The organism is Enterobacter cloacae complex sp. P14RS (assembly GCF_014895895.1).
Taxonomy (GTDB): domain Bacteria; phylum Pseudomonadota; class Gammaproteobacteria; order Enterobacterales; family Enterobacteriaceae; genus Enterobacter; species Enterobacter bugandensis.
In genome coordinates this window covers 1-26,510 of record NZ_JADBQM010000004.1, presented here as the reverse complement: position 1 = coordinate 26,510, position 26,510 = coordinate 1, and the positions used below count along the sequence as shown (strand labels likewise).

Annotated in this window: 22 protein-coding genes; 14 read left to right on the top strand and 8 right to left on the bottom strand. The window is 55.8% G+C overall.

Annotated elements, in window-relative coordinates; translation table 11 throughout:
- Position 1: 1 nt before the first annotated feature.
- The 4 genes from holC (at position 2) to IM295_RS02045 (ending at position 5,030) form a co-directional block, all read left to right on the top strand.
- Positions 2-445 (top strand): DNA polymerase III subunit chi, encoded by a 444-nt coding sequence (holC, locus tag IM295_RS02060; RefSeq protein ID WP_003861884.1) that lies wholly within the window; start codon positions 2-4, stop codon positions 443-445.
- The gene (locus IM295_RS02055; protein WP_193066146.1) at positions 445-3,300 is read left to right on the top strand and encodes a valine--tRNA ligase; all 2,856 of its coding nucleotides are present in this window, start codon (positions 445-447) and stop codon (positions 3,298-3,300) included. Before holC ends, IM295_RS02055 begins: the two co-directional genes overlap by 1 nt.
- 123 nt (positions 3,301-3,423) lie before the next feature.
- A complete protein-coding gene (locus IM295_RS02050; protein ID WP_028014579.1) occupies positions 3,424-3,927 on the top strand; it encodes a GNAT family N-acetyltransferase in 504 nt (167 codons plus the stop codon).
- Between the two features lie 83 nt (positions 3,928-4,010).
- The gene (locus IM295_RS02045) at positions 4,011-5,030 is read left to right on the top strand and encodes an NAD(P)-dependent alcohol dehydrogenase (protein ID WP_028014580.1); all 1,020 of its coding nucleotides are present in this window, start codon (positions 4,011-4,013) and stop codon (positions 5,028-5,030) included.
- 46 nt (positions 5,031-5,076) lie between these two features.
- Here IM295_RS02045 and IM295_RS02040 read toward each other — a convergent pair whose 3' ends face one another.
- Positions 5,077-6,714, bottom strand: coding sequence for a dihydroxyacetone kinase subunit DhaK (locus tag IM295_RS02040; protein WP_193066145.1), 1,638 nt, complete (start codon positions 6,712-6,714; stop codon positions 5,077-5,079).
- A gap of 137 nt (positions 6,715-6,851) precedes the next feature.
- Between IM295_RS02040 and IM295_RS02035 the strand changes: the two genes are divergently transcribed.
- A complete protein-coding gene (locus IM295_RS02035) occupies positions 6,852-8,354 on the top strand; it encodes a helicase HerA-like C-terminal domain-containing protein (RefSeq protein ID WP_041907858.1) in 1,503 nt (500 codons plus the stop codon).
- Here the strand turns inward: IM295_RS02035 and IM295_RS02030 are convergent.
- Complete coding sequence (locus IM295_RS02030) at positions 8,334-9,275, bottom strand: TIGR01212 family radical SAM protein (RefSeq protein WP_193066235.1); 942 nt, start codon at positions 9,273-9,275, stop codon at positions 8,334-8,336. The two genes, IM295_RS02035 and IM295_RS02030, sit on opposite strands and share 21 nt — an antisense overlap.
- A gap of 687 nt (positions 9,276-9,962) precedes the next feature.
- Here IM295_RS02030 and gltB point away from each other — a divergent pair.
- From gltB to IM295_RS02010, 4 genes are all read left to right on the top strand, one after another.
- Positions 9,963-14,423: a glutamate synthase large subunit gene (gene gltB / locus IM295_RS02025; protein ID WP_193066144.1), complete on the top strand. Its 4,461-nt coding sequence runs from the start codon at positions 9,963-9,965 to the stop codon at positions 14,421-14,423.
- 9 nt (positions 14,424-14,432) lie between these two features.
- Positions 14,433-15,851 carry a glutamate synthase subunit GltD gene (gltD, locus tag IM295_RS02020; RefSeq protein WP_063155272.1) on the top strand — a complete coding sequence of 473 codons (1,419 nt, stop codon included), beginning with the start codon at positions 14,433-14,435 and terminating at the stop codon, positions 15,849-15,851.
- Between the two features lie 269 nt (positions 15,852-16,120).
- The gene (locus IM295_RS02015) at positions 16,121-16,345 is read left to right on the top strand and encodes a hypothetical protein (protein WP_032644922.1); all 225 of its coding nucleotides are present in this window, start codon (positions 16,121-16,123) and stop codon (positions 16,343-16,345) included.
- 320 nt (positions 16,346-16,665) lie between these two features.
- Complete coding sequence (locus IM295_RS02010; RefSeq protein WP_032644923.1) at positions 16,666-16,959, top strand: hypothetical protein; 294 nt, start codon at positions 16,666-16,668, stop codon at positions 16,957-16,959.
- Between the two features lie 44 nt (positions 16,960-17,003).
- On the opposite strand, the gene sspB is transcribed toward IM295_RS02010, so the two are convergent.
- The 5 genes from sspB to zapE form a co-directional block, all read right to left on the bottom strand.
- A complete protein-coding gene (gene sspB / locus IM295_RS02005; protein ID WP_028014588.1) occupies positions 17,004-17,504 on the bottom strand; it encodes a ClpXP protease specificity-enhancing factor in 501 nt (166 codons plus the stop codon).
- A 5-nt stretch (positions 17,505-17,509) separates the two neighbouring features.
- Positions 17,510-18,148 carry a stringent starvation protein SspA gene (gene sspA, locus IM295_RS02000; RefSeq protein ID WP_028014589.1) on the bottom strand — a complete coding sequence of 213 codons (639 nt, stop codon included), beginning with the start codon at positions 18,146-18,148 and terminating at the stop codon, positions 17,510-17,512.
- 307 nt (positions 18,149-18,455) lie between these two features.
- A complete protein-coding gene (gene rpsI, locus IM295_RS01995) occupies positions 18,456-18,848 on the bottom strand; it encodes a 30S ribosomal protein S9 (RefSeq protein ID WP_003860436.1) in 393 nt (130 codons plus the stop codon).
- Between the two features lie 15 nt (positions 18,849-18,863).
- On the bottom strand, positions 18,864-19,292 hold the full coding sequence (gene rplM / locus IM295_RS01990) for a 50S ribosomal protein L13 (protein ID WP_006178824.1): 429 nt from the start codon (positions 19,290-19,292) through the stop codon (positions 18,864-18,866).
- Between the two features lie 292 nt (positions 19,293-19,584).
- Positions 19,585-20,709, bottom strand: coding sequence for a cell division protein ZapE (gene zapE / locus IM295_RS01985; protein ID WP_193066143.1), 1,125 nt, complete (start codon positions 20,707-20,709; stop codon positions 19,585-19,587).
- A gap of 189 nt (positions 20,710-20,898) precedes the next feature.
- Between zapE and zapG the strand changes: the two genes are divergently transcribed.
- The 3 genes from zapG (at position 20,899) to degS (ending at position 23,995) form a co-directional block, all read left to right on the top strand.
- Positions 20,899-21,297 carry a Z-ring associated protein ZapG gene (gene zapG, locus IM295_RS01980; RefSeq protein ID WP_010436126.1) on the top strand — a complete coding sequence of 133 codons (399 nt, stop codon included), beginning with the start codon at positions 20,899-20,901 and terminating at the stop codon, positions 21,295-21,297.
- Positions 21,298-21,467: 170 nt separating this feature from the next.
- A complete protein-coding gene (degQ, locus tag IM295_RS01975) occupies positions 21,468-22,835 on the top strand; it encodes a serine endoprotease DegQ (RefSeq protein ID WP_193066142.1) in 1,368 nt (455 codons plus the stop codon).
- 92 nt (positions 22,836-22,927) lie between these two features.
- Positions 22,928-23,995, top strand: a complete 1,068-nt coding sequence (degS, locus tag IM295_RS01970; RefSeq protein WP_028014593.1) for an outer membrane-stress sensor serine endopeptidase DegS — start codon at positions 22,928-22,930, stop codon at positions 23,993-23,995.
- Positions 23,996-24,083: 88 nt separating this feature from the next.
- Here degS and mdh read toward each other — a convergent pair whose 3' ends face one another.
- Positions 24,084-25,022, bottom strand: coding sequence for a malate dehydrogenase (gene mdh, locus IM295_RS01965; RefSeq protein WP_028014594.1), 939 nt, complete (start codon positions 25,020-25,022; stop codon positions 24,084-24,086).
- A 397-nt stretch (positions 25,023-25,419) separates the two neighbouring features.
- On the opposite strand from mdh, the gene argR reads away from it, so the two are divergent.
- Positions 25,420-25,890: a transcriptional regulator ArgR gene (gene argR / locus IM295_RS01960; protein ID WP_008502836.1), complete on the top strand. Its 471-nt coding sequence runs from the start codon at positions 25,420-25,422 to the stop codon at positions 25,888-25,890.
- Between the two features lie 375 nt (positions 25,891-26,265).
- A partial coding sequence (gene yhcN, locus IM295_RS01955) for a peroxide/acid stress response protein YhcN (RefSeq protein ID WP_193055694.1) occupies positions 26,266-26,510 on the top strand: 245 nt, incomplete at its 3' end.

The window sequence follows — 26,510 nt, the reverse complement described above, 5'->3', positions numbered from 1 at the left end:
TATGAAGAATGCAACGTTCTACCTTCTGGACAACGACACCCATCAGGATGGCCTCAGCGCCGTTGAACAGCTGGTGTGTGAAATTGCCGCAGAACGTTGGCGCGCAGGTAAACGCGTACTGATTGCCTGTGAAGATGAGCAGCAGGCGATTCGCCTGGATGAAGCGCTATGGGCGCGCCCGCCGGAAAGTTTTGTTCCGCATAACCTGTCGGGCGAAGGTCCACGCGGCGGGGCACCGGTCGAAATTGCCTGGCCGCAAAAGCGCAACAGCAGCGCGCGCGATATTCTCATTAGCCTGCGGACAGACTTTGCAGATTTTGCCACCGCTTTCACAGAAGTGGTAGACTTTGTCCCTTACGAAGAATCCTTGAAACAACTGGCGCGCGAACGCTATAAAGCGTACCGCCTGGCCGGTTTTAACCTGAATACGGCAACCTGGAAATAATGGAAAAGACATATAACCCACGCGATATCGAACAGCCGCTTTACGAGCACTGGGAACAGCAGGGCTATTTCAAGCCTAACGGCGACGAAAGCAAAGAGTCCTTCTGCATCATGATCCCGCCGCCGAACGTCACCGGCAGTTTGCATATGGGGCATGCTTTCCAGCAGACCATCATGGACACCATGATCCGCTACCAGCGCATGCAGGGCAAAAACACCCTGTGGCAGGCGGGGACTGACCACGCGGGTATCGCGACCCAGATGGTGGTTGAGCGTAAAATTGCCGCTGAAGAAGGTAAAACTCGTCACGACTACGGTCGCGATGCGTTCATCGACAAAATCTGGCAGTGGAAGGCAGAATCCGGCGGCACCATTACCCGTCAGATGCGCCGTCTCGGCAACTCCGTGGACTGGGAGCGCGAGCGCTTCACCATGGACGAAGGCCTGTCCAACGCCGTAAAAGAAGTGTTCGTCCGTCTGTACAAAGAAGACCTGATTTACCGCGGCAAACGCCTGGTAAACTGGGACCCGAAACTGCGTACCGCAATTTCTGACCTGGAAGTGGAAAACCGCGAGTCCAAAGGCTCCATGTGGCACATCCGCTATCCGCTGGCCGATGGCGCAAAAACCGCAGACGGTAAAGATTACCTGGTGGTGGCGACCACCCGTCCGGAAACCCTGCTGGGCGATACCGGCGTGGCCGTTAACCCGGAAGATCCGCGTTATAAAGATCTGATCGGCAAATTTGTGGTGCTGCCGCTGGTGAACCGCCGCATTCCGATTGTGGGCGACGAACACGCCGACATGGAAAAAGGCACCGGCTGCGTGAAAATCACCCCGGCGCACGACTTCAACGACTATGAAGTGGGTCGTCGTCACGCCCTGCCGATGATCAACATTCTGACCTTCGACGGCGATATCCGCGAAAGCGCAGAGGTGTACGACACCAAAGGCAACGAATCCGACGTTTACTCCAGCGAGATCCCGGCGGAGTTCCAGAAGCTGGAGCGCTTTGCCGCACGTAAAGCCATCGTAGCCGCCGTTGATGCCCTCGGCCTGCTGGAAGAGATTAAGCCTCACGATCTGACCGTGCCGTACGGCGACCGTGGCGGCGTGGTTATTGAGCCAATGCTGACCGACCAGTGGTACGTGCGTGCCGACGTGCTGGCGAAACCGGCTGTGGAAGCGGTTGAGAACGGCAGCATTCAGTTCGTGCCGAAGCAGTACGAAAACATGTACTTCTCCTGGATGCGCGACATTCAGGACTGGTGTATCTCCCGTCAGCTGTGGTGGGGTCACCGCATCCCGGCATGGTACGACAACGAAGGCAACGTCTACGTTGGCCGTAGCGAAGACGAAGTGCGTCAGGAAAATAACCTGAGCGCTGACGTGGCCCTGCGCCAGGATGAAGACGTTCTGGATACCTGGTTCTCCTCCGCGCTGTGGACCTTCTCTACCCTCGGCTGGCCGGAAAACACCGACGCGCTGCGTCAGTTCCATCCAACCAGCGTAATGGTGTCCGGCTTCGACATCATCTTCTTCTGGATTGCCCGCATGATCATGATGACCATGCACTTCATCAAAGACGAAGACGGCAAGCCGCAGGTTCCGTTCCATACCGTCTATATGACCGGCCTTATCCGCGACGACGAAGGGCAGAAGATGTCCAAGTCCAAGGGCAACGTGATTGACCCGCTGGACATGGTTGACGGGATCTCCCTGGAAGACCTGTTGGAAAAACGTACCGGCAACATGATGCAGCCGCAACTGGCTGAGAAAATCCGCAAGCGTACCGAGAAGCAGTTCCCGAACGGGATCGAATCTCACGGTACCGACGCCCTGCGCTTCACCCTGGCGGCGCTGGCCTCTACCGGCCGCGACATCAACTGGGACATGAAACGTCTTGAAGGTTACCGTAACTTCTGTAACAAGCTGTGGAACGCCAGCCGCTTCGTGCTGATGAACACCGAAGATCAGGACTGCGGCTTCAACGGCGGCGAGATGACCCTGTCTCTGGCGGACCGCTGGATCCTGGCGGAATTTAACCAGACGGTGAAAGCCTTCCGCGAGGCGCTGGACAGCTACCGCTTCGATATCGCAGCGGGCATTCTGTATGAATTCACCTGGAACCAGTTCTGTGACTGGTATCTGGAGCTGGCGAAGCCGGTCATGAACGGCGGTTCTGAAGCAGAGCTGCGCGGCACGCGCAACACGCTGATTACCGTCCTGGAAGGCCTGCTGCGCCTGGCGCATCCGGTCATTCCATTCATCACCGAAACCATCTGGCAGCGCGTGAAGGTCATTGCGGGCATCAACGCCGATACCATCATGCTGCAGCCGTTCCCGGAATTCGATGCGGCTAAGGTTGATGAAGCCGCGTCAGCGGATACCGAGTGGCTGAAGCAGGCGATCGTTGCGGTACGTAACATCCGTGCCGAAATGAACATCGCCCCGGGTAAACCACTGGAGCTGCTGCTGCGCGGTTGCAGCGACGCTGCCGTTCGTCGCGTCACCGAGAACAACACTTTCCTGAAAACCATGGCGCGTCTGGAAAGCATCACCGTGCTGCCTGCCGATGACAAGGGTCCGGTTTCCGTGACTAAAATCATCGACGGTGCGGAGCTGCTGATCCCGATGGCAGGCCTGATCGACAAAGACGCAGAGCTGGCGCGTCTGGCGAAAGAAGTGGCGAAAGTCGACGTGGAAATTGGCAAAATCGAAAGCAAGCTGGCGAACGAAGGCTTTGTTGCCCGCGCGCCGGAAGCGGTCATTGCCAAAGAGCGTGAGCGTCTGGTTGCCTTCGCCGATGCGAAGACCAAACTGATCGAGCAGCAGGCCGTTATCGCAGCCCTGTAATGCTTTTACCCCTTACGCTTCAGGGCGTAAGGGGTAACCTTCCTGAAAACTCCTCGCTTGCACTCCCTTTTCTGCGGTGCTATTAACAGCAACTGTGTGTCAATTTTTGTAATGAGTAATGCTATGAGCGTGATTACCCCCGTCGCGACGACGATGCGTCGGATCACTGAGCAGGACAATCCGGCTATCGCCGCCGTTATCCGCACCGTTTCTGCAGAGTTTGGGCTGACGGCGGATAAAGGTTACACCGTTGCCGACCCGAATCTTGACGAACTGTTTAAGCTATACAGCCAGCCGGGCCACGCCTACTGGGTCATTGAGCAGGACGGCCAGGTTGTGGGCGGCGGCGGCGTTGCACCGCTGAGCTGCAGCGAGCCGGATATCTGTGAGCTGCAGAAAATGTATTTCCTGCCGTCGGTTCGTGGACAGGGTCTGGCGAAAAAGCTGGCGCTGGTCGCCCTGGAGCACGCGCGCAATCAGGGTTTTAAACGCTGTTACCTCGAAACCACCGCCTTCCTCAAAGAGGCCATCGGCCTGTATGAACATCTGGGCTTTGAGCATATCGATGCGCCGCTGGGCTGCACGGGCCACGTCGATTGCGAAGTCAGAATGCTGAAAAGTCTGTAAGTTTCGTTCCTGCCCCCTTCTGTTAAGCGGCTGTAAACTGAATGCTCTACACTCTCAGTTCACACCACAACGGGGGAAACACGATGTCGAAGATAAAAAGCTACGCCGCACCGCAGGCGGGTGCAGAACTTGAGCTGTACGAGTACGATGCGGGCGAACTAAAAGCGGAAGACGTCGAAGTACAGGTTGATTACTGCGGGGTCTGCCACTCAGATCTCTCGATGATCGACAACGAATGGGGCTTCTCCAGCTATCCGCTGGTTGCCGGGCACGAGGTGATTGGCCGCGTCGTCGCGCTCGGCAGCGCCGCGCAGGACAAAGGGCTGAAGGTTGGCCAGCGCGTGGGTATTGGCTGGACAGCACGCAGCTGCGGCCACTGCGACGCCTGTATCAGCGGCAACCAGATCAACTGCCTTGAAGGCGCAGTGCCCACCATCCTGAACAAGGGCGGTTTTGCCGATAAGCTGCGCGCCGACTGGCAATGGGTCATCCCGCTGCCGGACAGCATTGATATTGAATCTGCTGGTCCACTGCTGTGCGGCGGGATCACCGTCTTTAAACCGCTGCTGATGCACCACGTCACCGCCACCAGCCGCGTGGGCGTGATCGGTATCGGCGGTCTGGGCCACATCGCCATCAAGCTGCTGCACGCGATGGGCTGTGAAGTGACGGCGTTTAGCTCGAACCCGGCGAAGGAGAAAGAAGTGCTGGCAATGGGCGCGGACAAAGTCGTGAACAGCCGCGATCCGGACGCGCTGAACGCGCTGGCTGGGCAGTTTGACCTGATCATCAACACCGTGAACGTCGATCTCAACTGGCAGCCTTACTTTGAAGCGTTGGCCTACGGCGGTAACTTCCACACCGTGGGTGCGGTGATGAAGCCGCTGCCGGTTCCGGCCTTTACCCTGATCGGCGGGGATCGCAGCGTGTCAGGCTCCGCGACCGGTACGCCATACGAGCTGCGCAAGCTGATGAAGTTTGCCGGCCGCACCAAAGTGACGCCAACCACCGAGCTGTATCCAATGTCGAAAATTAACGAAGCCATCCAGCACGTGCGCGACGGCAAAGCCCGTTATCGCGTGGTGTTGAAAGCGGATTTCTGATATGAGTTTGCCGGGTGACGGCTTCGCCTGACCCGGCCTACTTTTGCTACTGCGCCAATGTATTAAACACTTCCGCCACCGCGACCGCCCCCGGGTCCATTACCCCATCCAGATTCTCTTTATTCACATACGATGAGCGCCCTGCTCCGGCTTTCGCCATTTTCGCCGTTGCCTCCGCTCCCTGCTGCGCAGCCTGCGCTGCCGCCTGAAGATCTTTTTTCTTCAAGGCTTCCAGCGCCGGTTGCAGCGCATCGATCAGCGTACGATCGCCGAGCTCTGCCCCGCCATACTGCTTCATCTGCGCCAGTCCGCTCAGCAATGCTTCAGGTAGCGGCTGTCCATCGTGAAGCTTTTGCCCCGCCGCCGTGAAGAAGATCGACATGAGTACACCGCTCGATCCGCCCATCACCGTGGCCAGTCGTTCCCCCACCAGCAACAGCAGCTTAGGTACGTCATTCAGCGGGAGAGTGTTTTCTTCCAGGCGCTGCGCAATATCCCGTGCACCTTGCGCAAACGTAGACCCGGTATCGCCATCGCCCACTTTGGCATCCAGCGCATTCAGGCGGTTTTCAAGCTGTATGAGCGTCTTCGTCACCTGTGAAACAGACTCCTTCACCTGCGGATTGTCGGACGCGGCATATTCCACGCTATCGTGAATAGCGCTTTGCGGAACGGTACGCAGAGGGGCAAAGGCCACAGGCTTCTGCCAGCCCAGCGTCTCGACCTCGCCGTGGATCGCCTTTTCAAAGTAATCGTTGAGCTTTAGCAGCGTCAGAGAAAAACCCTTCATATCCAGCGCGCTCACCAGCGGCGCAGGGCCAATCAGGTACGCAATATTCTCTTTCAGCGCTGAATGTGCCAGCTCTTTGGTGAGCAAAGCCATCTCCAGCGCGGACACGCCGCCGAGGTTGTTGATCAGCACCGCGAAACGCCCCTCGCCCGCCTGCGCTTTGAGCGGCGTCACCAGCGTGTCGATAATCGCTTTACTGTTTTGCGTATCAACCACCGAGGCTCCCGGCTCCCCGTGGATCCCCAGCCCCAGCTCGACATGGCCCTGCTTGATGCGCCCCTCTTCATCGTCGCTGCCCGGCAGGTTGCAGGTTTGCATCGCAACGCCCAGGCTCCAGAGGTTATCGCAGGCCTGCTGCGCAATATCCCGCACCTCGCTCAGCGATTTTCCTTGCTCCGCTGCATAGCCCGCAATCTTGTGCACCAGCGCCGTGCCGGCAATGCCGCGCGGCTGCTTGTTGTCGGGCAGCGCGATATCGTCCGCCACAATCACCATCTCGACCTTCAGGCCGTAGCGTTTGGCCTTTTCTGCCGCCAGGCCAAAGTTAAGCCGGTCACCGGTATAGTTTTTGACGATCAGCAGGCAGCCGCGATCGCCCGTCACCGCCACAATGGCGTTCAGCACCGCATCCACGCTCGGGGAGGCGAACAGATCGCCACACACTGCCGCCGTCAGCATGCCTTTACCGACAAATCCGGCGTGCGCCGGTTCGTGCCCGGAGCCACCGCCGGAGATCACCGCCACGCGGCTTTTATCCCAGTCGCCGCGGGCGACAACCCTGATAGCTGGATCGATATCAAGTTTGACGAGATTCGCATGTGGCGCAGAAAGCAGTATGCCTTCAATGGCGTCATTGACCAGCTGTTTGCGATCGTTAAAGAAGAATCTGGACATTGTTTTCCACTATTTTATGAACCGTATGCAAAAGCATAGTCCGCACTGGACAATGCGCCGCAAAGTCAGCAATTTACTCAACCATTTTGCCGTCAGGTTGCCTATACTCCACCCAGGACTAAGAGAGGAAGCGCATCATGAGTACACCATTGTTAATTGCCCGGACGCTGGAAAAAGAGCTGTATCTACTGCCCGCGATGGCGAACCGCCACGGTCTGATTACCGGCGCCACCGGCACAGGGAAAACAGTCACTCTCCAGAAGCTGGCGGAGTCACTTTCAGAGATTGGCGTGCCGGTCTTTATGGCTGACGTGAAGGGCGATTTAACCGGGGTGGCTCAGGAAGGTACAGCGTCAGAAAAACTGCTCGAACGACTGAAGAATATCGGTATCACGGACTGGACGCCACACGGCAACCCGGTGGTGGTCTGGGACATCTTCGGTGAGAAAGGCCACCCGGTACGCGCCACCGTTTCCGATCTCGGCCCGCTGCTGCTGGCCCGCCTGCTCAACCTCAACGACGTGCAGTCCGGGGTGCTGAATATTATCTTCCGTATCGCCGACGATCAGGGGTTGCTGCTGCTTGATTTCAAAGATCTGCGCGCCATCACCCAGTACATCGGCGATAACGCCAAATCTTTCCAGAACCAGTACGGCAATATCAGCAGCGCCTCTGTCGGTGCCATTCAGCGTGGGCTACTGACGCTGGAGCAGCAGGGCGCCGAACACTTCTTCGGCGAGCCGATGCTGGATATTAAAGACTGGATGCGCACCGACAGCAGCGGCAAAGGCATCATCAACATTCTGAGTTCAGAGAAGCTCTACCAGATGCCAAAGCTTTACGCCGCCAGCCTGCTGTGGATGCTCTCCGAACTGTACGAGCAGTTACCGGAAGCGGGCGATCTGGAAAAACCCAAACTGGTCTTCTTCTTTGACGAAGCACACCTGCTGTTTAACGACGCGCCGCAGGTGCTGCTGGATAAAATTGAACAGGTTATACGCCTGATCCGCTCCAAAGGGGTCGGCGTCTGGTTTGTGTCGCAAAACCCGTCAGATATTCCTGACAATGTGCTGGGCCAGCTTGGTAACCGCGTGCAGCACGCCCTGCGCGCCTTTACGCCGAAGGATCAGAAAGCGGTGAAAGCCGCCGCGCAAACCATGCGTGCCAATCCGGCCTTTGATACCGAAGCCGCGATTCAGGCGCTGGGCACCGGTGAAGCGCTGATCTCGTTCCTGGATGCCAAGGGCAGCCCGTCCGTGGTGGAACGCGCCATGGTGATCGCGCCCTGCTCGCGCATGGGGCCGGTTACCGACGATGAACGTAACAGCCTGATTAATCACTCCCCGGTGTACGGCAAGTATGAAGACGAGGTGGATCGAGAGTCTGCGTTCGAGATGCTGCAAAAAGGGGTACAGGCAACCACCGAATCGCAGGATGCTCCACCCGCTAAGGGCCAGTCAGTCGCAGTGGATGACGGGATTCTCGGCGGGCTAAAAGACATTTTGTTTGGCACAACCGGACCGCGCGGCGGCAAGCGCGACGGCGTGGTACAGACTATGGCGAAAAGCGCCGCGCGGCAGGTCACCAATCAGATTGTGCGCGGCATGCTGGGGAGTCTGCTAGGCGGCCGCCGTCGATAGGCGGGGAACCCACGGGCGGCCCAGCGCCGAACCCTGTACGCCGTTTTCCTGAAGATAGCGGTCGATTTCCACCATCCCCGTCCACCGGTTCTCGCACCAGAGCGGTGCCAGAAGCGTTGGACGGCGGGCGCTGGCGGAGATGCGGTGGTAGACAATCTCCGGCGGCGTGTGGCGAATCATCTCTCCCGCCGTCACCGTATAGTCGTCGAGCTCGATACTGCTTAACCGCCCGGTTTCCCAGGCTTTCGCCATTATGCTTCCCTTCACGATATGCAGCGGGTGCAGCTTAATGCCGTCTACGCCGGTTTCCACGACTTTTTCCAGCGTCTCCAGGCTGTGCTGCTGCCCTTCTCCGGGCAAGCCGACAATCAGATGCGAACAGACTTTCAGGCCACGCTCGCGGGCGAGACGCGTGGTGCGCTGGTAGCAGGCGAAATCATGCCCACGATTGATACGGTGCAGGGTTTTATCGTGCGCGGTCTGCAAGCCCAGCTCCAGCCAGATCTCATAGCCCTTCTCTCTGTACTCGCTAAGTAAATCCAGCACCGCCTCCGGTACGCAGTCCGGGCGCGTACCCACGCACAGCCCGACAATGTTCGCCTGAGCAACCGCCTGCTGGTACATGGAACGCAGCACCTGCACCTCCGCCCACGTGCTGGTGTAGGCCTGGAAATAGGCCAGATACTGCTTCGCGCGGTTCACCAGGCTGGCCTGATGGGCGAGCTGTTCCGCGATGGATTTATGCTGCTGGGCTTCGTCAGCAAACGACGCTACGTTACAGAAGGTGCAGCCGCCGCGCCCGATGGTGCCGTCGCGATTCGGGCAGCTAAAGCCGCCGTGCAGCGTCAGCTTATGCACCTTTTGACCGTACCGCTGCAAAAGATCCCCACCAAACATATTGACTAATTTCTGTAACTGCATAATCTGATAGACCGTCCCGAAGAAAGGGGACAAGCCTGCCATTTTTAGCCTCTGTCGGCGATGACCTGGATCAATCGCCCTGGACGGCCTTTATCCATTTGAATAAATAATCACGATCACCGAGATTTCATTCACCCGCCACGTAATTACTTTTCCTTATGTTCTGATGGTTTTTTTCATTTATAGCGCCAGGACTGAAAAACAGTGATTTTATGCGGGTTCGAAGACTGCGCCAGATTATTATTCTGCCATAAAACCGCATTTCAGCACGCTGCATCAATAATACCGCTTTCATATAGTGAGTCAGATCACACTCCCCTGCACCTTCCTGGCGCTTTCAGTGGTTGCAAAATTAGCCAAATAACCAATAAAAACAAAATGATAATTACGCTTTAGCACATTTTTGTATAAATAAGATTGCCATTTGACCTGTGTACCAATTCCCGATAAGTTGGAAATCCGCTGGAAGCTTTCTGGATGAGCGGCCTGCTCATCATATTTATGCAGTAATTGAGATTCCCTCTGAAGCAAGTCCTCAAACTTGTTTACCTGCGCGAAAGGATGAAAAAGAGGGCGAATGCGAGGTCCGCGTATGAAACGCTAACCCCGTCGCCATGCTCTTTCTGCGCCTGTGCGCCACGGTAAAGTTCAGTGGGAAGCCCGACGAGCCTGGGGAGGTTCACTGATATGTTGTACGATAAATCCCTTGAGAAGGATAACTGTGGTTTCGGCCTGATCGCCCACATAGAAGGCGAACCTAGCCACAAGGTAGTGCGTACCGCTATTCACGCACTGGCCCGTATGCAGCACCGTGGCGCCATCCTGGCCGATGGTAAAACCGGCGACGGTTGCGGCCTGCTGTTGCAAAAACCGGATCGTTTCTTCCGCATCGTGGCGGAAGAGCGCGGCTGGCGTTTAGCCAAAAACTACGCTGTCGGCATGCTGTTCCTGAATCAGGATCCTGAAAAGGCTGCCGTCTCACGCCGCATCGTTGAAGAAGAACTTCAGCGCGAAACCCTGTCGATTGTCGGCTGGCGCGATGTGCCAACCAACGAAGGGGTACTCGGTGAAATCGCCCTCTCCTCGCTGCCTCGTATTGAGCAGATTTTCGTTAACGCGCCTGCGGGCTGGCGTCCACGCGATATGGAACGCCGTCTGTTTATCGCCCGTCGCCGCATTGAAAAACGTCTCCAGGACGATAAAGAGTTCTACGTCTGTAGCCTCTCTAACCTGGTGAACATCTATAAAGGTCTGTGTATGCCGGCTGACCTGCCGCGCTTCTACCTGGACCTGGCGGACCTGCGTCTGGAATCGGCCATTTGCCTGTTCCACCAGCGCTTCTCCACCAACACCGTACCACGCTGGCCGCTGGCTCAGCCGTTCCGCTACCTGGCGCACAACGGCGAGATCAACACCATCACCGGCAACCGCCAGTGGGCGCGTGCTCGTACCTATAAGTTCCAGACCCCTCTGATCCCTGACCTGCACGATGCCGCGCCGTTCGTGAACGAAACCGGCTCTGACTCCAGCTCCATGGATAACATGCTGGAACTGCTGCTGGCGGGCGGGATGGATATCGTGCGCGCCATGCGTCTGCTCGTGCCGCCGGCCTGGCAGAACAACCCGGATATGGATCCGGAGCTGCGCGCGTTCTTCGACTTTAACTCCATGCACATGGAGCCGTGGGACGGTCCGGCAGGTATCGTGATGTCCGACGGTCGCTTCGCTGCGTGTAACCTGGACCGTAACGGCCTGCGTCCGGCGCGCTACGTCATCACTAAAGATAAACTCATCACCTGCGCCTCTGAAGTGGGGATCTGGGATTACCAGCCTGACGAAGTGGTCGAGAAAGGCCGCGTCGGTCCGGGCGAGCTGATGGTGATCGATACCCGCGGCGGCCGTATTCTGCACTCTGCGGAAACCGATAACGATCTGAAAAGCCGCCATCCGTATAAAGAGTGGATGGCGAAAAACGTCCGTCGCCTGGTGCCGTTCGAAGATCTGTCTGACGACGAAGTGGGCAGCCGCGAGATGGACGACGATACCCTCGCAAGCTTCCAGAAGCAGTTTAACTACAGCGCGGAAGAGCTGGACTCGGTTATTCGCGTGCTCGGCGAAAACGGCCAGGAAGCGGTCGGCTCGATGGGGGACGATACCCCGTTCGCCGTGCTCTCCAGCCAGCCGCGCATTATTTACGACTACTTCCGTCAGCAGTTTGCGCAGGTGACCAACCCGCCAATCGATCCGCTGCGTGAAGCCCACGTGATGTCGCTGGCCACCAGCATCGGTCGCGAGATGAACGTCTTCTGCGAAGCCGAAGGCCAGGCGCACCGTCTGACCTTTAAATCGCCGATCCTGCTGTACTCTGATTTTAAACAGCTCACCACCATGACCGAGGAGCACTACCGCGCCGACACGCTCGATATCACCTTCGACGTGACCGAAACGAGCCTCGAAGAGACGGTGAATGCGCTGTGTGACAAAGCCGAGCAGATGGTGCGTAACGGCACCGTTCTGCTGGTGCTGTCTGACCGTAACATTGCGAAAAACCGTCTGCCGGTGCCTGCGCCAATGGCGGTGGGGGCTATCCAGACGCGTCTGGTCGACAAGAGCCTGCGCTGCGATGCCAACATCATTGTGGAAACCGCCAGCGCCCGCGATCCGCACCACTTTGCCGTGCTGTTAGGCTTTGGTGCGACGGCGATCTACCCGTACCTGGCCTACGAAACGCTGGCTCGCCTGGTAGACACCCGCGCCATCGACAAAGATTACCGCACGGTGATGCTGAACTACCGTAACGGCATCAACAAAGGCCTGTACAAGATCATGTCCAAAATGGGCATCTCGACCATTGCCTCTTACCGCTGCTCGAAGCTGTTTGAAGCGGTCGGCCTGCACGACGACGTCGCCAACCTCTGCTTCCAGGGCGTGGTCAGCCGCATCGGCGGGGCCGGTTTTGCTGACTTCCAGCAGGATCTGGTGAACCTGTCGAAGCGCGCCTGGCTGGCACGTAAGCCGCTGGAACAGGGCGGCCTGCTGAAATACGTTCACGGCGGCGAATATCACGCCTACAACCCGGACGTGGTGCGCACGCTGCAACAGGCGGTACAGAGCGGCGAATACAGCGATTATCAGCAGTATGCCGAGCTGGTGAACAACCGTCCGGCAGCGACGCTGCGCGACCTTATTGCCCTCAATCCGGGCGATGAAGCGGTCAGCGTTGACGAAGTTGAGCCTGCATCCGAACTGTTCAAACGCTTCGATACCGCGGCGATGTCCATCGGCGCGCTGAGCCCGGAAGCGCACGAAGCGCTGGCGGAAGCCATGAACAGCATCGGCGGCAACTCCAACTCCGGCGAGGGCGGTGAAGATCCTGCCCGTTACGGCACCAACAAAGTGTCGCGCATCAAGCAGGTGGCGTCCGGCCGCTTTGGCGTAACCCCTGCCTACCTGGTTAACGCCGACGTGATCCAGATTAAGGTCGCTCAGGGTGCAAAACCGGGCGAAGGCGGTCAGCTGCCGGGTGATAAAGTCACCCCGTACATCGCCAAACTGCGCTACTCGGTGCCGGGCGTAACGCTGATTTCCCCGCCGCCGCACCACGATATCTACTCTATCGAGGATCTGGCGCAGCTCATTTTCGACCTGAAGCAGGTCAACCCGAAAGCGATGATCTCCGTGAAGCTGGTTTCCGAGCCGGGCGTCGGCACCATCGCCACCGGCGTGGCGAAAGCCTATGCGGATCTGATCACCATTGCCGGCTACGACGGCGGTACCGGCGCAAGCCCGCTCTCCTCCGTGAAATACGCGGGCTGCCCGTGGGAGCTTGGCCTGGTGGAAACCCAGCAGGCGCTGGTGGCTAACGGTCTGCGTCACAAGATCCGTTTGCAGGTGGACGGCGGTCTGAAAACCGGCCTCGACATCATCAAAGCGGCGATTCTGGGTGCGGAAAGCTTCGGCTTCGGTACCGGCCCGATGGTTGCGCTCGGCTGTAAATACCTGCGTATTTGCCACCTGAACAACTGCGCAACCGGCGTTGCAACCCAGGACGAGAAGCTGCGTAAGAATCACTATCACGGCCTGCCGTTCAAAGTGACCAACTACTTTGACTTCATCGCCCGTGAAACCCGCGAGCTGATGGCGCAGCTGGGCGTGAAGCGTCTGGTGGATCTGATTGGCCGTACCGACCTGCTGAAAGAGCTGGAAGGCTTCACCGCCAAGCAGCAGAAGCTGGAGCTGTCTAAGCTGCTGGAAACGGCTGAGCCGCATCCTGGCAAAGCGGTTTACTGCACCGAGAACAACCCGCCGTTCGACAACGGCGTGCTGAACGCGCAGCTGCTGCAACAGGCGAAGCCGTACGTGGACGAGAAGCAGAGCAAAACGTTCTGGTTTGATATCCGCAACACCGACCGTTCTGTCGGCGCGTCCCTCTCCGGTTACATCGCGCAAACGCACGGTGACCAGGGGCTGGCATCGGATCCGATTACCGCGCACTTCAGCGGTACCGCGGGCCAGAGCTTCGGCGTGTGGAATGCCGGCGGCGTTGAGTTATACCTGACCGGCGATGCCAACGACTACGTCGGCAAAGGCATGGCGGGCGGTCTGCTGGCGGTGCGTCCTCCGGTCGGTTCAGCCTTCCGCAGCCATGAAGCCAGCATCATCGGCAACACCTGTCTGTACGGTGCGACCGGCGGTCGTCTGTTTGCCGCGGGCCGTGCGGGCGAGCGTTTTGCGGTGCGTAACTCCGGTGCCATCACCGTGGTGGAAGGCATCGGCGATAACGGCTGCGAATACATGACGGGCGGAATTGTGTGCGTCCTGGGTAAAACCGGCGTGAACTTTGGCGCCGGCATGACGGGCGGTTTTGCCTACGTGCTGGATGAAGACGGTGAGTTCCGCAAGCGCGTGAACCCGGAACTGGTGGAAGTGCTGGACGTTGATTCGCTGGCCATTCATGAAGAACACCTGCGCGGTTTGATTACCGAACACGTGCAGCATACCGGTTCTTCGCGCGGCGAAGAGATCCTGGCGAACTGGCCAGCGTTCTCTGCGAAATTCGCGCTGGTTAAGCCGAAGTCCAGCGATGTTAAAGCCCTGTTGGGTCACCGTAGTCGTAGCGCAGCAGAGCTGCGCGTGCAGGCGCAGTAAGGAATTCAGATGAGCCAGAACGTATACCAGTTTATCGACCTGCAGCGTGTTGATCCGCCAAAGAAACCGCTGAAGATCCGTAAAATTGAATTTGTTGAAATCTATGAGCCGTTTTCAGAAGGCCAGGCCAAAGCACAGGCAGACCGCTGCCTGTCCTGCGGTAACCCTTACTGCGAATGGAAATGTCCGGTCCATAACTACATTCCGAACTGGCTGAAGCTGGCCAACGAAGGGCGTATTTTTGAAGCCGCCGAGCTGTCTCACCAGACCAACACCCTGCCGGAAGTGTGCGGGCGCGTGTGTCCTCAGGATCGCCTGTGCGAAGGCTCCTGTACGCTGAACGACGAGTTTGGTGCGGTGACCATCGGCAACATCGAACGCTATATCAACGATAAAGCCTTCGAGATGGGCTGGCGTCCGGATATGACCGGCGTGCGTCAAACCGACAAGCGCGTGGCGATCGTCGGTGCGGGTCCGGCAGGCCTCGCCTGTGCCGACGTGCTGACACGCAACGGCGTGAAGGCGGTGGTTTTTGACCGTCATCCGGAAATCGGCGGTCTGCTGACCTTCGGCATCCCGGCCTTCAAACTGGAAAAAGAGGTGATGACCCGCCGCCGTGAAATCTTCACCGGCATGGGCATTGAGTTCAAACTCAACACCGAAGTGGGCCGCGACGTGCAGCTCGACGATCTGCTGAAGGATTACGACGCCGTGTTCCTGGGCGTGGGTACCTATCAGTCCATGCGCGGTGGTCTTGAGAACGAAGATGCGCCAGGCGTGTACGACGCGCTGCCGTTCCTGATTGCTAACACCAAACAGCTGATGGGCTACGGCGAAACTGCCGACGAGCCGTTTGTCAGCATGGAAGGTAAACGCGTTGTCGTGCTGGGCGGCGGTGATACCGCGATGGACTGCGTGCGTACGTCCATTCGTCAGAACGCGGCGCACGTCATCTGTGCTTACCGTCGTGACGAAGAGAACATGCCGGGCTCTAAGCGCGAAGTGAAAAACGCGCGTGAAGAGGGCGTGGAGTTCCAGTTCAACATCCAGCCTCTGGGCATTGAAGTGAACGCCAACGGAAAGGTAAGCGGCGTGAAGATGGCGCGTACGGAGATGGGTGCGCCGGATGCGAAAGGCCGTCGTCGTGCGGAGATTGTGGCGGGCTCTGAGCACGTGATCCCGGCCGACGCCGTGGTGATGGCGTTTGGTTTCCGCCCTCACAGCATGGAGTGGCTGGCGAAGCACAGCGTAGAGCTGGACTCACAGGGCCGCGTGATTGCGCCGGAAGGCAGCGACAACGCCTTCCAGACCAGCAACCCGAAAATCTTCGCCGGTGGCGATATCGTTCGCGGTTCCGACCTGGTGGTGACGGCAATTGCCGAGGGCCGCAAGGCGGCTGACGGGATCCTGAACTTCCTGGAAGTGTAATACCGGTTGAACATGCGGTTTATCATCACCGCATGTTCGCCCCCCCTTCTTTCCCCCCTTCAATTCCAGGCTTATTCCTTCTGCCTGAGATTTATTACGAACCATGACATGATGAACCTTTATCAACGGTCCGTAACTCTCTTTAAATCGTGAACGCAATCGTATATCCACAACAAATAAATGGTTAAGTGTTGAAGCAGAAGTTCATATAACGCAGTAATAGAAGAGCGGCGTAATATCTGCGCCGTAAACAAAAGGGATTTGAAATAATGGTCAAAAAACATGCCTATGTAGAATATCGCCCTAAATCAACGAGTGAGGATGAAGACGTTATCCATCATGTGGTGATTGTTGACGGCAAAGAGATACATACAGAGAAAACGCAGGAAAAGGCTGCTGATTGGGCTTTGGAACAGGGTTATGCGGTTCATGTCGCCCGCGAGCGCCATCTTAAGGACTTAGATCAACCGCCTTTGTTCCGTGTATACCCCTAGGGCAATTAGATGTTCCTTGTAATACACCAAGGGATTAAAGCCTAAATATGCGCTATTTAAAAGCCCTTCGGGGCTTTTTATTATGTCTTTAACCGGAGTGATTCTTAGGGGCAAACACAATCGAAAATGTGACATTTATGTCCGGACATTTCGATAATAACATTCACTAACAGCATAGATATCTGAATTAACATTCACAGCTAATATCATTGCATTCTCAAATATGAAACGACAACTAGTGTCATCTAAATAACTTGTCTGATCCTAGGCCGGCACCTCTTTGCCGCTGATATATTGCTACTACATACGGAAATGAAGATATGAAATTCGATAAAATCGTCACCGGGCTACTCTTTGCCATTTTGTTTTTCAGCGTCGGTAATGCTGTCGCCAAAGCCAACGCGCTCTCCGATTCTCAGGTTAAAAACGAAATTATTGCGGAGTCTATCGCTGATTATCCCGGCGTATGTGCTTGCCCTTTTAATCAGGCCCGAAATGGCAGTTCATGCGGGCGTCGCAGTGCATGGAGTAAGGCTGGTGGCTATTCCCCAATTTGTTACCAGAATGAAGTCACCGCTGAAATGATAAAAGAGTGGCGGGAACGTAACAGCTAACCGCTATAAGCAGAAAGCAAAACAGGCCCGTCGGGCCTGTTTGTTTATTTCACAACGCGCAGTGCGGGACGACCACCGCGCGGTGGCGGTTCATCATCGGGACCCTCGTCGTCGTCCTGACGATCGGGCTTGTCGCCATCAATCACAGACATTACCGGGTCGCTTTCGCGTTCATCGGATGCCTCATCGTCATTCAGGCTGGCAACCTCTTCATCATACGCCGCTTCCGGCTCGAACATGGTGCCTGCACCGTTTTCACGGGCGTAGATAGCCAGAACCGCAGCCAGCGGAACGGAAACCTGACGCGGCACGCCGCCGAAACGCGCATTAAAGCGCACTTCGTCGTTTGCCAGCTCCAGGTTACCCACTGCACGTGGCGCAATATTCAGTACAATCTGTCCGTCGCGTGCGTATTCCATTGGAACCTGCACGCCCGGCAACGTCACATCCACAACCAGGTGCGGCGTGAGCTGGTTATCCAGCAGCCATTCATAGAAGGCGCGCAGCAGATACGGACGGCGTGGGGTAAGTTGTGACATTTCCACAGTCATTAGCCTCGGCCGAGACGCATTTCACGTTCCGGTTCAGTTAAAGATGCCAGGAAAGAGTCGCGCTCAAATACGCGAGTCATATAGCCTTTCAGCTCTTTTGCGCCAGGGCCGCTGAACTCAACGCCCAGAATTGGCAGACGCCACAGCAGCGGGGCCAGATAGCAATCCACCAGGCTGAACTCGTCGCTCAGGAAGAACGGTTTCTGACCAAACACAGGGGCAATTGCCAGCAGCTCTTCACGCAGTTGCTTACGCGCAGCGTCGGCTTCAGAAGCGGAGCCGCTGGTAATGACGTTCATCAGCGAGTACCAGTCTTTTTCGATACGCTGCATGTACAGGCGGCTTTCACCACGTGCAACAGGGTAAACAGGCATCAGCGGCGGATGCGGGAAACGCTCATCCAGATATTCCATAATGATACGGGATTCCCACAGGGTCAGCTCGCGATCCACCAGCGTCGGTACGCTTTGGCTCGGGTTGAGATCGATCAGATCCTGAGGCGGGTTATCCTTTTCCACATGCTCGATCTCAAAACTGACACCCTTCTCGGCCAGCACGATACGAACCTGATGGCTATAAATGTCAGTAGGACCAGAAAACAGCGTCATTACCGAACGTTTGTTGGCAGCGACAGCCATGAAAACCTCCAGGTATATTCAGAATTTTTACTGCTACCAGCCCAACGGGGCCAGCCAGATGAAGTATCGCCCATCCCAGAGAAGACACATTGTTCAAGAATCGAACAAAAATCGAGTATTCACCGATATTTGGGCAGAAAATTGGATGATAGTTTACCAGATTTTGATGGCTTTGTGGTGAGGGGATGCCGGAAATGTGGAAAAAGAGAAGATATATGAAATGTTACTGTGGATAACCTGCGCATTATCCATAAAAAAACCCGCCGAAGCGGGTTTTTCGCCAATCGTTCTGCGTAAGCAGAATGGATTAACGTTTGGAGAACTGTGGACGACGACGTGCTTTACGCAGACCCACTTTCTTACGTTCAACCTGACGAGCGTCACGAGTAACGAAGCCAGCTTTACGCAGTTCAGAACGCAGGGATTCGTCGTACTCCATCAGAGCGCGGGTGATACCGTGACGGATCGCACCTGCCTGACCGGAGATACCACCACCTTTAACGGTGATGTACAGATCCAGTTTTTCTACCATATCAACCAGTTCCAGCGGCTGGCGAACTACCATGCGGGCAGTTTCGCGACCGAAGTACTGTTCCAGAGAACGCTGGTTGATTACGATTTTACCACTGCCCGGTTTGATGAAAACGCGAGCTGCGGAACTTTTGCGGCGACCAGTGCCGTAGTATTGATTTTCAGCCATTGCCTATAATCCCGATTAGATGTCAAGAACTTGCGGTTGCTGTGCCGCGTGGTTGTGCTCGTTGCCTGCGTAAACTTTCAGTTTACGGAACATAGCACGACCCAGCGGGCCTTTTGGCAGCATGCCTTTAACCGCGATTTCAATCACACGCTCAGGACGGCGGGCAATCATCTCTTCAAAGGTCGCTTCTTTGATACCACCGATGTGGCCGGTGTGGTGGTAGTACACTTTGTCAGTACGCTTGTTGCCGGTAACAGCAACTTTGTCAGCGTTCAGAACGATGATGTAATCACCGGTATCAACGTGCGGAGTGTATTCCGCTTTATGCTTACCGCGCAGGCGACGAGCCAGTTCAGTAGCCAGACGGCCCAGAGTTTTACCGGTCGCGTCAACAACATACCAGTCGCGCTGTACGGTTTCTGGTTTAGCTGTAAAAGTTTTCATTAAAAGCTTACCCAAATAATAAGTTACACGTTGGTGAACACCCAAACGTTTAGTCAGTTGAGGTTCACACGACAAAGTCCGGCAAACCTACCCCTTCGAATAGCACATGCCGACACATAGAAAGTTTCGGGAAAAAAACCTTCTCGTAACGTGGGGTCGCAAGATTATAGAGAAGTTGAGGTCAAAGATCGACCCTTAAATGTGATTTGGAATGGGTTTTTCGGGGGGCGCGTTTGTGCGGTCTGGCACCCTCACCCCCAGCCCCTCTCCCCGTGGGAGAGAGGAGCATTGATTAGGGCATATGCTCACGCTTAAGATACTCTTCGCTCTGCATCTCTTGCAGGCGCGAGAGGCAGCGCTGGAACTCAAACTTCAGCCGCTCGCCCTGGTAGATCTCATATAAAGGTACCTCGGCGCTGACGACAAGCTTGACGTGGCGCTCGTAAAACTCGTCCACCAGCGCAATGAAGCGCCGCGCTTCGCTCTCCATCAACCGCGTCATCACCGGCACATCCAGCATCATCACGGTGTGGAACAGGCGCGAAAGCGCAATATAGTCATGCTGGCTGCGGGCATCCACGCAGAGCGTCGCAAAAGAGACCGCCAGCGTCTGGTTTTCTACGCCAAGGGTAGGTAACGGGCGATGGTTAATCTCCAGCGTCGGTGCGTTTTCGCGTTTTGCGCCCGCCAGCGCCAGCCAGAGTTTATCCATCTCGCGAGCGGTATCGGCGTTTAACGGCGAAAGCCACAGGTGCGCCTGCGTTAACGTGCGCAGACGATAATCGACACCGGCATCGACATTCATGATGTCGCAATGCTGTTTGATAGCATCAATAGCCGGCAGGAAACGCGCCCGCTGCAGGCCGTTGCGATAGAGTTCATCCGGCGGGATATTCGACGTGGCAACGAGCGTGATCCCGCGGGCAAACAGCGCTTTCATCAGCCCGCCTAACAGCATGGCGTCGGTAATGTCAGAAACAAAAAACTCATCGAAGCAGAGCACGTCCGTTTCCGCCTTGAACCTGTCAGCCACAATCTCCAGCGGATCGCTTTTGCCCTGCAGCGCTGTAAGCTCTTCATGCACCCGCAGCATAAAGCGATGGAAGTGGAGGCGCTGTTTACGCTCCCCCGGCAGGCTGAGATAAAACAGATCCATCAGCCAGGTTTTTCCGCGACCGACGCCGCCCCACATATATAAACCGCGCACCGGAGCCTGAGCCTGCGGCGCTTTTTTGCCGAGCAGTCGGCCAAACGCCGCTTTGAGCCCACCACTCTGTTCTACTTCAGCAGGTTTTGCCTTGAGCGCCTGATAAATCATCTCCAGACGGTTTACCGCCTCACGTTGAACGTCATCAGGCTGATGAGTACCCTCATTCAGGGCCAGTTGATATCGCGATGCAGGGGACAGGATTTGCATAATCTTATTGTTATTCCTTCAATTAATGCTCATCAGCAGGCGTGACTGATGAAAAAAAGGCCGTTCTACACTACGCGATGATACGTCAGGATTCCACTTCTGCGGAAATAGCGGTTATAGTGGCATTATCAGGCACAGGCAGGAGCCGAGCCAACACCCTACGGAACAACAAGACAACGGGAGAAGTTCATGACCTGGGAATATGCGCTAATCGGTTTAGTCGTCGGCATCGTGATCGGTGCTGTGGCCATGCGTTTCGGCAACCGCAAATTGCGTCAGCAGCAGTCACTGCAGTACGAACTGGAAAAGAATAAAGCAGAGCTGGAAGAGTATCGCGAAGAGCTGGTCAGCCACTTTGCCCGTAGCGCTGAGCTGCTGGACAACATGGCGACCGACTACCGTCAGCTGTATCAGCATATGGCGAAAAGCTCCAGCAGCCTGCTGCCGGAAATGACCGCGGAGACTAACCCGTTCCGCAACCGTCTGGCCGACTCAGAAGCGGGTAACGATCAGGCTCCGGTTCAGATGCCACGCGACTACTCTGACGGAGCGTCCGGCCTGCTGCGCGGTGGCGCAAAACGCGATTAATCGCACAACATAAATATATTTTACGGGCGCATCTCTTGCGCCCGTCCTTTCTTCCCGTCCCCAGCTATTATTTAGTCAAACACCTCATTGTTCAGCGGTATAAAATTCAATAACATCATCATGATTTTGGGCCGTTCTTCTTTCATTCCAGGATACGAGAGTCAGCATCAATGAAGAAAAAAAACCAGCTGTTGAGCGCTATAGCGTTAAGTGTCGGGTTATCTCTCTCGGCGTCCTCCCCTGCCGGTGCGGCGCTGCCTTCGCAGGTGCCGGGACAGGCAGCCACTCCCAGCCTCGCGCCAATGCTGGAAAAAGTGTTGCCCGCGGTCGTGAGCGTTCAGGTAGAAGGCACGGCGGTTCAAAGCCAGCGCGTACCGGAAGAACTGAAAAAATATTTTGGCGATGAGTCCCCCAACCAGCAGGCCCAGCCTTTTGAAGGCCTGGGCTCTGGCGTCATCATTGATGCGGCTAAAGGCTATATCCTGACCAACAATCATGTCATCAGCCAGGCCGATAAAATCAGCGTCCAGCTGAACGATGGTCGTGAATTTGATGCCAAACTGATTGGCGGCGATGATCAGAGCGACATCGCGCTATTGCAGGTGCAGAACCCGAGCAACCTGACCCAGATTGCCATTGCGGATTCCGACAAGCTGCGCGTCGGTGATTTTGCCGTCGCTGTGGGCAACCCCTTTGGTTTAGGTCAAACCGCCACCTCCGGCATAGTCTCGGCGCTGGGACGCAGTGGCCTGAATCTGGAAGGTCTGGAAAACTTCATCCAGACCGATGCCTCAATCAACCGGGGCAACTCCGGCGGGGCATTACTCAACCTTAACGGCGAGCTGATTGGCATTAACACGGCAATTCTGGCTCCGGGCGGCGGCAGCATTGGGATTGGCTTTGCGATCCCGAGCAATATGGCTAAAACGCTGGCGCAGCAGCTAATCCAGTTCGGCGAAGTCAAACGTGGACTGCTGGGTATTAAAGGCATGGAGATGAGCGCTGATATCGCGAAAGCGTTCAATATCAACGTGCAGCGCGGTGCGTTTGTCAGTGAAGTGCTGCCAAACTCCGGCTCGGCAAAAGCAGGCATTAAATCGGGCGACGTGATCGTCAGCCTTAACGACAAGCCGCTGAGCAGCTTTGCTGAACTGCGTTCGCGTATTGCCACTACCGAACCGGGGGCCAAAGTGAAGCTGGGCCTGATCCGTGACGGTAAGCCGCTGAACGTCGAAGTGACGCTGGATAAAAGCACCTCGTCCTCTGCCAGCGCGGAGCTTATCGCCCCGGCGCTGCAGGGAGCAACGCTAAGCGATGGGCAGTTGAAAGACGGTACGAAAGGCATTCGCCTGGATACCGTCGAGAAGAGCAGCCCTGCCGCGCAGGCCGGATTGCATCAGGAAGATGTCATCATTGGCGTGAACCGCAATCGCGTGCAGTCCATTGCCGAACTGCGCAAGGTGCTGGAGAGCAAACCGGCGGTCATTGCCCTGCAGGTCATGCGTGGCAATGAGTCTATCTACATTCTGTTGCGCTAAGCATTTGCGATCCCGGACATCACCGCTGCGTGTGATGTCCGGATAACTCATGTTATGCTGCAAATCGTTCCTTTTTTCACGACACGCGCATCATGCTTTTAAAGCTCTTACGTTCCATTGTCATCGGTTTGATTGTCGCTGGCCTGCTGCTGCTGGCGATGCCGTCTTTGCGTCAGTTTAATAAGCTGTCTGCCCCCCAGTTCGACAGCACGGATGAAACGCCGGCGACCTATAACCAGGCCGTTCGCCGTGCCGCCCCTGCCGTGGTTAACGTTTATAACCGCGGCCTCAACAGCTCAGCACATAACCAGCTTGAGATCCGCACCCTTGGCTCCGGGGTGATTATGGACGAGCGCGGCTACATTATTACGAACAAACACGTGATCAACGATGCCGACCAGATCATCGTCGCCCTGCAGGATGGCCGCGTGTTTGAGGCGTTGCTTGTGGGTTCAGACAGCCTGACCGATCTGGCCGTGCTGAAGATTAACGCCACGGGCGGATTGCCGGTCATTCCGATCAACCGTAAACGTACGCCGCACATCGGCGATGTGGTGCTGGCGATCGGTAACCCGTACAACCTGGGCCAGACCATCACGCAAGGAATTATCAGCGCGACCGGTCGAATCGGCCTCAACCCGTCAGGACGGCAGAACTTCCTGCAGACGGATGCGTCAATCAACCACGGCAACTCCGGCGGCGCGCTGGTCAACTCGCTGGGCGAACTGATGGGCATCAACACCCTCTCGTTCGATAAAAGCAACGACGGCGAGACGCCGGAAGGGATCGGCTTTGCTATTCCGTTCCAGCTGGCGACCAAGATTATGGATAAGCTGATCCGCGACGGACGCGTGATCCGCGGCTATATCGGTATCGGCGGGCGCGAAATTGCGCCAATGCATACTCAGGGCGGCGGTATCGATCAGATTCAGGGCATCGTCGTCAACGAGGTGGCACCGGGTGGCCCGGCGGCTAACGCGGGGATTCAGGTTAATGATGTCATCGTGTCGGTCAACGGCACGCCGGCAGTCTCTGCCCTGGAGACGATGGACCAGGTGGCCGAAATTCGCCCTGGCTCGATCATCCCTGTGGAAATCATGCGCAACGATAAGAAAATGACGCTGCACGTGACGATTCAGGAATACCCGGCAACAAATTAGCCCCATAAAAAAACCGAAGCGCTTACTGGCTTCGGTTTTTTTGCCGGGTGGCGCTAACGCTTACCCGGCCTACGGGAGACACTTCGTTTTACTTGTTAACGAACTCTTCACCCAGAGTGATATCTTTCTTCAGCGTGTCCAGCATGCCTTCCATCGCGTTTTGCTCAAACGCGCTCAGCGTACCGATAGGCTTACGCTCTTCAATACCGTTTTTGCCCAGCAGCAGCGGCTGAGAGAAGAAGCGGGCATGTTCGCCGTCGCCTTCAACGTAAGCACATTCAACAACGCCTTTCTCGCCCTGCAGGGCGCGAACCAGTGACAGACCGAAACGTGCAGCCGCCTGGCCCATAGACAGGGTTGCAGAACCGCCACCCGCCTTCGCTTCCACCACTTCGGTGCCCGCGTTCTGGATTCGTTTGGTCAGATCAGCCACTTCCTGCTCGGTGAAGCTCACGCCCGGGATCTGCGACAGCAGAGGCAGAATAGTCACGCCAGAGTGGCCGCCGATAACCGGCACTTCTACTTCTGTTGGCTGTTTGCCTTTCAGCTCAGCAACGAAGGTGTTGGAACGGATAATATCCAGCGTGGTCACGCCGAACAGTTTGTTTTTGTCGTACACACCCGCTTTCTTCAGCACTTCGGCTGCGATAGCAACGGTGGTGTTCACCGGGTTAGTGATAATACCGATGCATGCTTTCGGGCACACTTCAGCGATCTGCTGCACCAGGTTTTTCACGATGCCCGCGTTGACGTTGAACAGGTCTGAACGATCCATGCCTGGCTTACGCGCCACGCCTGCAGAAATCAGGACCACGTCAGCACCCTGCAGCGCAGGACGCGCATCTTCACCGGAGAAGCCTTTGATTTTTACAGCGGTCGGGATGTGGCTCAGGTCAACCGCCACGCCTGGGGTTACCGGAGCAATATCGTACAGGGAGAGTTCTGAGCCTGAAGGCAGTTGGGTTTTCAGTAGTAGGGCAAGCGCCTGGCCGATACCACCAGCAGCGCCGAGGACTGCGACTTTCATCCTAAACTCCTTATTATGGTTAACTTAAGTATCTGTAAATCCGTTGCCGCGACCTTAAATCAGCATGTCTTTAATTACAATTTTCGAAGCTAAAGAATTTGAGGTCACACGACTTTATCTCTCACCAGAAAGCTATCTGACGACAGATGGCAACGAATTAAGAGGTGGTTACAATACACCCTGCCACGCCACCAAAACAACATCATTTTGATAACATTTAATTTACTTTTAAGCTTATTTGCGCGGCGTGACCCAGGCATGTTTTCTGATAACGAAATCTGATAAAATCACTCCCTTTCATAACATTATTTCAGCCTGCCGTTGAGCAGATAATTTGCATAAAAATTCATCCACATGCATAATAATGTTGTTTCTTTCGTCATATTCCGGGTGACTTATGCGAAGCTCGTCTAAGCAAGAAGAATTGGTAAAAGCGTTTAAGGCGCTACTTAAAGAAGAGAAATTCAGTTCTCAGGGAGAAATTGTTCAGGCGCTGCAGGAACAAGGCTTCGATAATATCAACCAGTCGAAAGTCTCCCGCATGTTAACCAAGTTTGGCGCGGTGCGTACCCGCAACGCCAAGATGGAGATGGTCTATTGCCTGCCGGCTGAACTTGGCGTGCCGACCACCTCCAGCCCGCTCAAGAATTTGGTTCTGGATATTGACTATAACGACGCCGTTGTGGTCATCCACACAAGCCCGGGTGCCGCGCAGCTGATTGCCCGCATGCTGGACTCGTTAGGTAAAACAGAGGGTATTCTCGGCACCATTGCCGGTGATGACACCATCTTTACCACCCCGGCTAGCGGTTTCTCCGTGAAGGATCTCCACGAAGCGATTCTGGTTCTGTTCGAACAGGAACTGTAATGCGCTCTCCCCGTAGCGCCGCTGCGGGGATCATTCTGCTCTCGCATCATTTCCCCCTTTATTTCACTGCCCTTGCTTTGACGATTAGTGCTTTTTACCACTCATTAACATTCATCCAGTGAATAGCAATCCCGTAAATCGCACAAAAAATCAAAAAGCATTATCCCTATGATTTTCTTATAAATACCAGCACAAATTGCTCACAAAACACCCAACATTATGCAATTAGGTTATAAAAAAAAGCGTGTTTAACACGTAATAACAAGGGAAACCATTAGTCTGGTATTAATTTTTTACGTTATTAGTGTATACTTGATTTTTGTGATGAGGGTCACGAAACAAGACCCCACTAAAAAATTCGACGAGGTAAGAATCATGAAAATCAAAACTACTGTAGCGGCGCTGAGCGTCCTGTCTGTCCTGTCCTTCGGTGCTTTCGCGGCTGACGCTATTAATGCTGACCAGGCGCAATCCCGTGAGGCAATCGGTACGGTTTCTGTCGGCGCTGTTGGCACGTCTCCAATGGACATGCATGAGATGCTGAACAAAAAAGCGGAAGAAAAAGGTGCGTCATCCTATCGCATTATCGAAGCGCGTTCCGGTGACCACTGGCACGCCAC

Coding starts and splice junctions, on each gene's coding strand:
- gltD (WP_063155272.1), top strand. CDS start 14,433: ATGAGCCAGAACGTATACCAGTTTATCGACCTGCAGCGTGTTGATCCG.
- argR (WP_008502836.1), top strand. CDS start 25,420: ATGCGAAGCTCGTCTAAGCAAGAAGAATTGGTAAAAGCGTTTAAGGCG.
- IM295_RS02035 (WP_041907858.1), top strand. CDS start 6,852: ATGAGTACACCATTGTTAATTGCCCGGACGCTGGAAAAAGAGCTGTAT.
- holC (WP_003861884.1), top strand. CDS start 2: ATGAAGAATGCAACGTTCTACCTTCTGGACAACGACACCCATCAGGAT.
- IM295_RS02055 (WP_193066146.1), top strand. CDS start 445: ATGGAAAAGACATATAACCCACGCGATATCGAACAGCCGCTTTACGAG.
- IM295_RS02050 (WP_028014579.1), top strand. CDS start 3,424: ATGAGCGTGATTACCCCCGTCGCGACGACGATGCGTCGGATCACTGAG.
- zapE (WP_193066143.1), bottom strand. CDS start 20,709: ATGCAAATCCTGTCCCCTGCATCGCGATATCAACTGGCCCTGAATGAG.
- degQ (WP_193066142.1), top strand. CDS start 21,468: ATGAAGAAAAAAAACCAGCTGTTGAGCGCTATAGCGTTAAGTGTCGGG.
- mdh (WP_028014594.1), bottom strand. CDS start 25,022: ATGAAAGTCGCAGTCCTCGGCGCTGCTGGTGGTATCGGCCAGGCGCTT.
- gltB (WP_193066144.1), top strand. CDS start 9,963: ATGTTGTACGATAAATCCCTTGAGAAGGATAACTGTGGTTTCGGCCTG.
- rpsI (WP_003860436.1), bottom strand. CDS start 18,848: ATGGCTGAAAATCAATACTACGGCACTGGTCGCCGCAAAAGTTCCGCA.
- IM295_RS02030 (WP_193066235.1), bottom strand. CDS start 9,275: ATGCAGTTACAGAAATTAGTCAATATGTTTGGTGGGGATCTTTTGCAG.
- degS (WP_028014593.1), top strand. CDS start 22,928: ATGCTTTTAAAGCTCTTACGTTCCATTGTCATCGGTTTGATTGTCGCT.
- IM295_RS02010 (WP_032644923.1), top strand. CDS start 16,666: ATGAAATTCGATAAAATCGTCACCGGGCTACTCTTTGCCATTTTGTTT.
- rplM (WP_006178824.1), bottom strand. CDS start 19,292: ATGAAAACTTTTACAGCTAAACCAGAAACCGTACAGCGCGACTGGTAT.
- IM295_RS02045 (WP_028014580.1), top strand. CDS start 4,011: ATGTCGAAGATAAAAAGCTACGCCGCACCGCAGGCGGGTGCAGAACTT.
- IM295_RS02015 (WP_032644922.1), top strand. CDS start 16,121: ATGGTCAAAAAACATGCCTATGTAGAATATCGCCCTAAATCAACGAGT.
- sspA (WP_028014589.1), bottom strand. CDS start 18,148: ATGGCTGTCGCTGCCAACAAACGTTCGGTAATGACGCTGTTTTCTGGT.
- zapG (WP_010436126.1), top strand. CDS start 20,899: ATGACCTGGGAATATGCGCTAATCGGTTTAGTCGTCGGCATCGTGATC.
- IM295_RS02040 (WP_193066145.1), bottom strand. CDS start 6,714: ATGTCCAGATTCTTCTTTAACGATCGCAAACAGCTGGTCAATGACGCC.